Origin of the sequence: Vibrio sp. 1180_3, assembly GCF_029478545.1 — a bacterium.
GTDB lineage: Bacteria > Pseudomonadota > Gammaproteobacteria > Enterobacterales > Vibrionaceae > Vibrio > Vibrio aestuarianus.
On the sequence record NZ_SJFM01000030.1, the window covers coordinates 47304 to 53372 of the forward strand.

Annotated in this window: 5 protein-coding genes and 1 pseudogene; 4 read left to right on the forward strand and 2 right to left on the reverse strand. The window is 40.2% G+C overall.

Annotated features, from left to right (window positions below; all coding sequences use genetic code 11):
* The first annotated feature begins 40 nt into the window (after positions 1 to 40).
* Positions 41 to 2044: a peptidase U32 family protein gene (locus tag EYW48_RS16465; protein WP_176313796.1), complete on the forward strand. Its 2004-nt coding sequence runs from the start codon at positions 41 to 43 to the stop codon at positions 2042 to 2044.
* A gap of 242 nt (positions 2045 to 2286) precedes the next feature.
* On the forward strand, positions 2287 to 3123 hold the full coding sequence (locus EYW48_RS16470; protein WP_277432688.1) for a beta-1,6-N-acetylglucosaminyltransferase: 837 nt from the start codon (positions 2287 to 2289) through the stop codon (positions 3121 to 3123).
* A 49-nt stretch (positions 3124 to 3172) separates the two neighbouring features.
* Here EYW48_RS16470 and EYW48_RS16475 read toward each other — a convergent pair whose 3' ends face one another.
* A complete protein-coding gene (locus EYW48_RS16475) occupies positions 3173 to 4069 on the reverse strand; it encodes a LysR family transcriptional regulator (RefSeq protein ID WP_053312085.1) in 897 nt (298 codons plus the stop codon).
* A gap of 142 nt (positions 4070 to 4211) precedes the next feature.
* Here EYW48_RS16475 and EYW48_RS16480 point away from each other — a divergent pair, with 142 nt between their 5' ends.
* Both EYW48_RS16480 and EYW48_RS16485 read left to right on the forward strand, forming a co-directional pair.
* Entirely contained in the window at positions 4212 to 5330 is a 1119-nt protein-coding gene (locus EYW48_RS16480; RefSeq protein ID WP_277432689.1) for an efflux RND transporter periplasmic adaptor subunit, read from the forward strand.
* A gap of 2 nt (positions 5331 to 5332) precedes the next feature.
* Positions 5333 to 5962 carry an efflux RND transporter permease subunit gene (locus EYW48_RS16485; protein ID WP_277432690.1) on the forward strand — a complete coding sequence of 210 codons (630 nt, stop codon included), beginning with the start codon at positions 5333 to 5335 and terminating at the stop codon, positions 5960 to 5962.
* Here EYW48_RS16485 and EYW48_RS16490 read toward each other — a convergent pair.
* Positions 5954 to 6069 (reverse strand): annotated as a pseudogene (locus EYW48_RS16490) (IS630 family transposase); the annotation flags it as partial. The gene EYW48_RS16485 and the pseudogene EYW48_RS16490 sit on opposite strands and share 9 nt — an antisense overlap.

A 6069-nucleotide genomic window follows, 5' to 3' on the forward strand; every position in this document is an offset into this window, starting at 1 on the left:
TCTATATAATCCACAATCCAAATAGCAATATGTAGAGTAAATGAGCTTGGCTTTTCAAAAAGAACAATTTGAGTTATTGGCCCCAGGTGGCGACTTAGAATCCATTAAAGCGGCCATTGCTGCGGGTGCAGATGCTATCTACTGTGGATTAGAACGGTTCAACGCCCGAAATCGCGCAGCCAATATCACGTTAGATTTGCTTGAAGGCGTGCTCAAACTTGCTCATCAACATCATTGCAAAATATTTTTGACTTTAAACATCGTTGTCTTAGAAAGTGAGATTCCTGCTGTCATACGTCTGCTTAAACAGTTGGTTGATACCAGTATTGATGGGGTGATCATCCAAGATCTTGGTCTGGCATATATTCTCAAACACCATTTTCCTAGCTTGGATATGCACGCCTCAACGCAGATGAATACACATAACGAAGGGCAAATATTGCTTTTAGGAAAACTCGGTTCTAGCCGTGTCAATCTCTCTCGCGAACTTAACATTGATGAAATTACCCACTTAGCTCAGTTTGGGCGTAAACATGACGTGTTGATGGAAGTCTTTGTTCATGGTTCGTACTGTATTGGTTTTTCTGGTCTGTGCTATTTCAGTTCAGAGCGCAATGGCGCATCCGGCAACCGTGGGCGTTGCAGCCAGCCATGCCGTGACCAATATCAAACTACCGAGGCTGGAAAAAACTATCCACTCAATTTGAAAGACAATTCAGCGTATTCAGATATGGAAGCGCTAGCCAAAGCTGGCGTCTATTCTCTGAAAGTTGAAGGGCGAATCAAAAAATCTCATTACGTCTATACGGTGGTCGATAACTGGCGTAAACAAATCGATCACTTTTGTCAAACTGGTGATATTCATAATGATATGACCGAACTGTACAGTGTCTTTAACCGTGATTTTAGCAACGGCTATCTGCAAGGTGATATTCATCGTGATATGTATATCGATAACCCACGCGGCCATACTGTTACTCACTTCAGTAAGGTGTATCAATGCCGTACTGCTGATGACACCATGAAAGTGAAAAAGTCACTTTTTGATAAAACGACAGACCTCATCCGTAAGGTAGACAATATTACACAGGCGATGCCAATTGAAACTGGTCGTACACGCAGTTTGAAAGGTAGTGGTGAAGTCATTGATATTCCACTGCCGAAAGCCGAATCAAATGCAAGTGCTCAGCAACCGTCTGCATTATCGGTTTTAATTGCAGATACCGCCGATTTAGGTTTGCTAGATAGTCACCCTGACGCTAGCTTTTTCTATCAATTACCCGACGCATTGAATTATCAATTGGATGAAATGATCGCTCTATTTAAGTCTCATCCAGACTTGATTCCATTTTTCCCTGCGATTTTGATTGGTGAACACTATCAAGCCGCGCGTGAACTATTAACGCAAACTATGCCGCGCCTCGTTGTGACCAACAACCTTGGCGTTGCAGAACTTGCTCAGTCACTAGGGTTACAATGGGTGGCAGGCCCACAACTGAACATCACCAATTCATTTGCCCTTCAGTGTATTGATCAAGAGCTAAAAGGAGTTGGTGCTTTTATCTCTAATGAATTAAATGCGCTACAAATGAAACGTTTAGTTAAACCAAATGGGTTCAAGCTTTTTTACAGCATTTATCACCCCATCAACCTATTAACTAGCCGCCAATGTCTGTTTATTCAAAGCATAGGCTGCAAGAAACAGCGAATGAATAAAGGTTGCATGAAACGTTGCGAAAAGAACGCGTCAATCATCAACCTTCAAGATACGTCATATGTGATCAACAAACAAAAAAGTAGTCACAACAGCTTGTATAACGATGTGAACTTCCTGAACCTCGATATCCTCAATGATTTACCCACCACCTTTACTGATGTGATGATTGATGTAAGAGATATCCCCACACAGACCAAAGTCAATATTAGCAAGTCGGAATTAATCGCACTGTTTAAACACAGTCTTAGCGGTGATGATAACGCAAAAGCGCAACTAGTCGCTTCAATGACCGCAACAACCAACAAGCAATATCACAAAGGTCTTTAGAACAATTTTGCTTCAGATAAAAGTGTGTGACTCGTAACTTGCCGCGAGCCACACACATACAATGGGTAATTCGTCTAACTAGTTTATTGCTCATTTAATCGTCATCACCCCATTGCATTATGGCTATCTACCCCAATATAAGGAGTGAGCAAGAACACGCCTTGACCTCAAAAATATCCTTTTCCTTACTGAGAGAACTGGAGCGTGGAAATACTATTCCCGCTTTCTCAAGGAATACTGTCATGATTGCTTACCTTGTTTTAGTGCATCGATATCCAGAGCAATTTAAACGTCTATTTAGAGCTATATACCACCCTGAAAATCACTACTTGGTGCATGTTGATAAGAGTTCAGGTAAAGAAATATCGAATACTATTTCGACCTATTTAGAAGACTACCCTAACGCTGAAGTTCTAGAGCCTGAAAATGCATTGTGGGGTGGGTATAGTCTGGTCAATATTGAGCTTCGTGGCATGGCTAAACTACTCGAAACCAGTAAAAACTGGACTCACTTTATCAATCTAAGTGGCCAAGATTTTCCGTTAAAAACTCAAACCTACATCCACAATTTTTTAGCAGAAAACCCGAATAAAGAGTTCATACGGGCGCTCGATCAAAATGAAAACCGACCAGAAACAATGAATCGTATTCACAATATGTGTTTTGAATTCGGTGAACAACTTTATCGACCTAAACTATCTAGAAGATTCATGACTGGGATCACCCCATTCATTGGAACTCAGTGGATGATTGTATCTCGCAAATTTTGTGACTTTGTCTGTAACACCCGTGTTTCTGAACCTTATAAGGAGTTTTACAAGAACACGTTTATTGCTGATGAAGGTTTCTTCCAAACAGTGATGATGAATAACGATTGCCATGGTGAAGTTATTCAAGATGACTTGCGTATGATTGATTGGGTTCCTGATGGTGATATAAAACTTCGCCCAAGAACGTTCCATATCGGTGACGCATCTGAACTTATTTCTAGTACAAATCTCTTCGCTAGAAAATTTGATCTGCTACAAGATGAAGAAGTTATCGATAAAATTGAACTTCATTTAGCTAGCGCAATGTAAATTATCTTTGAAGTGCCCACTAATTTATAGAGGGTACTTCATCGTATTGTTATAGATTGGGCTCACTATTTTCTGGAAACCTCTCTAGAATATAATCGATCAGCGCCTTAGCCTGCCGTGACAAGGTTTTCTTCCTAGGATAAAGTAGCCAACCATGAACTTGTTCCGTTCGATAGTTCGGTAGTAACTTCACCAATTCACCATTTTCGACGTATTCTTGTGTATCATGATCAGCGATACAGCTAATTCCTTGATGATCGAGGCAAGATTGGGTCAGTAACCCCACATCATTAACAATTAAACGTCCTGAGACAGTCACTGATTCATTGTTAAAATTCAGTCGACGGTCTATTTTACCATCAAATTTCCGAAATAAAATAAACTCATGCAGTTCAAGATCCATCGGTGTTTGAGGCGTACCGTACTGCTCTAAATATTGAGGTGAAGCATAAAGGCTAAGATCAACTGAAAGTAACTTTCGTGCAATAAGGTCCATACTTTCAAGCTGATAACCAATGCGAAAACCAATGTCGACATTCTTTTCTATTAGTTCAAATTCTGTCGAACTGGTAATGATTTCAATCGTAACTTTTGGGTGTATTGACATGAAATCAGTAATGATATTCGCCAATATTCTAAGGTTAGGTAATGCCAAAATCTGTATGCGTATATGACCTGACAGCTCAAAATTTTGGCTACTCAGTCCCTGTATTTCTATTTCGAATTGTTCAAGAAAGGTTTTACTGGTTTGATAGAATCGGCGGCCGTTTTCACTCACTACAATCGTTTTATGTTGGCGATGAAAAAGGTCAATGCCTAACTCATGCTCTAATGCTTTCAAACGTCTGCTCAAATTAGATTTAGGTAAATCTAGTAACTCTGAAGCTTTAACCAACCCACCGCTTTCAACAATATGGTGAAACATCTTTATATCTTCAGTTTTCATGCACTGATCTCATCATAAAACACAAGTGATTATCTCTTGATTGATGTTCTGAATTATAGAACCCACGGTGCCACTTTGTCATGTTTTATGAAACAAAAAATTTGCGTATAGTCTCCCATTCTTTTTAAAGAAGGTAACAGCAATGCGCATTAATAACCCTTTACAACACACCACTCTCGCGATAGTGCTGACGTCTACAACCATCGCGGCTCTTTTTTCTGTCGTTACAGAAACTTACGCCCAGAGTATTGAATCAACGACCACGTTTTCCTCACGTGTTCGTCCAGTCAAACTAATACAGGTTGGCAACGTAGGTACTCAGATTCATAAAACATTTCCTGCCAAAGTAGCAGCTAATCAACAAGTTGATCTTGCCTTTCGTATTAATGGGCAATTAACCCAATTAAACCTACTCGCCGGGCAGAAGGTGAATAAAGGTGATGTATTAGCTCAATTGGATAATAGAGATGCAAAAAATGCGTTATTAAACGCACAAGCGAATCATCAATTAGCCAAAGCAGACTTTGCACGTAAAGAGGAGCTATTAGAGCGAAAACTGATATCAAAAGCTGAGTTTGATACAGCAAAAGCACAACTGCAATCAACCGTGGCGGCGCTTAATTCTGCGCAAGATCAACTCAGTTACACCACATTAATCGCTCCATTTACTGGTATGATTGCAAAAGTAGATCTAGATAACCATCAAATGGTTCAAGCATCTCAAGTGGTCATCACTTTACAGGGAAATCAAGAGTTTGACCTCACGTTCAACGTTCCTGAGTCCTATGTTTTTAATATGATCAGCTTTACGCAAAAAGCAGCTCAAGAGCAATACCGCGTAAAATTCCATGGGCTAGACGATACCTTTAACGCAACATTCAAAGAAATGAATCGCGTGGTTAATAATGGCAGTCAAACGTATCAAATAACTTTGTCATTTACGCCACCCGCCAAGCTTTCAATTTTACCAGGCATGAGTGCAAATGTTACTGTCGATGAAAGAAGTGCCAACCAACCTGTTACTATTCTACCGCTTACTGCCATTGTCCATGATGAACAAACTCAACAAAATTTTGTTTGGGTGTATCAAGAACAAACACAAACCGTTCAAAAGTCGGTCGTTGAACTCGGTAAAATTCGTACCGAAGGAACTGAAATACTCAGTGGATTAAATCAAGGTGACCAAGTTGTTGCAGTTGGTGCTAACGCAATTAACTCTGAAATCAAAGTTTCTCCATTACGTTGGGAGCGAGGCGTTTAACCATGAATCCAGCCGTATTTAGCATCAAAAATAGTGTCATTACATGGATGGTTATCATACTCATGACCATTGGGGGAATCATATCTTTTATTGGACTGGGGCAACTCGAACAACCAGAATTCACCATCAAACAGGCCTTAGTAATTACAGCCTACCCAGGAGCCTCACCAGAGCAAGTCGAGGAAGAAGTAAGCTTGCCTTTAGAAGATGCGATTCAACAAATGCAGCAAGTGAAGTTGGTGAAATCAATTAACAGTGCTGGTTTGTCTCAGATTGAGGTCGAAATTCAAAGCCAATATGGTAAAGATCGCCTGCCACAAGTATGGAATGAGCTACGAAATAAAGTCAGTGATACGTTAAGCCAGTTACCTTCTGGGGTTGCGTCCCCTATTATTGTGGACGACTTTTCTGATGTATTTGGTTATTTGATGAATCTCAAGGGTGAAGGCTACAGCTATCAAGAATTAGAAAAATTCTCAGACATAATTCGCCGAGAGTTAGTATTAGTCGATGGTGTTAAGAAGGTTTCGGTTGAGGGAATGCCAGAGCAACAAGTTGTGATTGAAATAAGCCAAGCTAAATTAGCCGCATTAGGGGTGGATCCTAATTATATCTATACCGAATCAACTTGAAGATGCAGGCTTGAGAACCTGAAAATGATCATTAATTCGAGATGTCAAAGAGCCTGCGATCTCTGGAAGAGTCACAGAAAAAAATTGGTCTATTGCCGCCTTGAAGT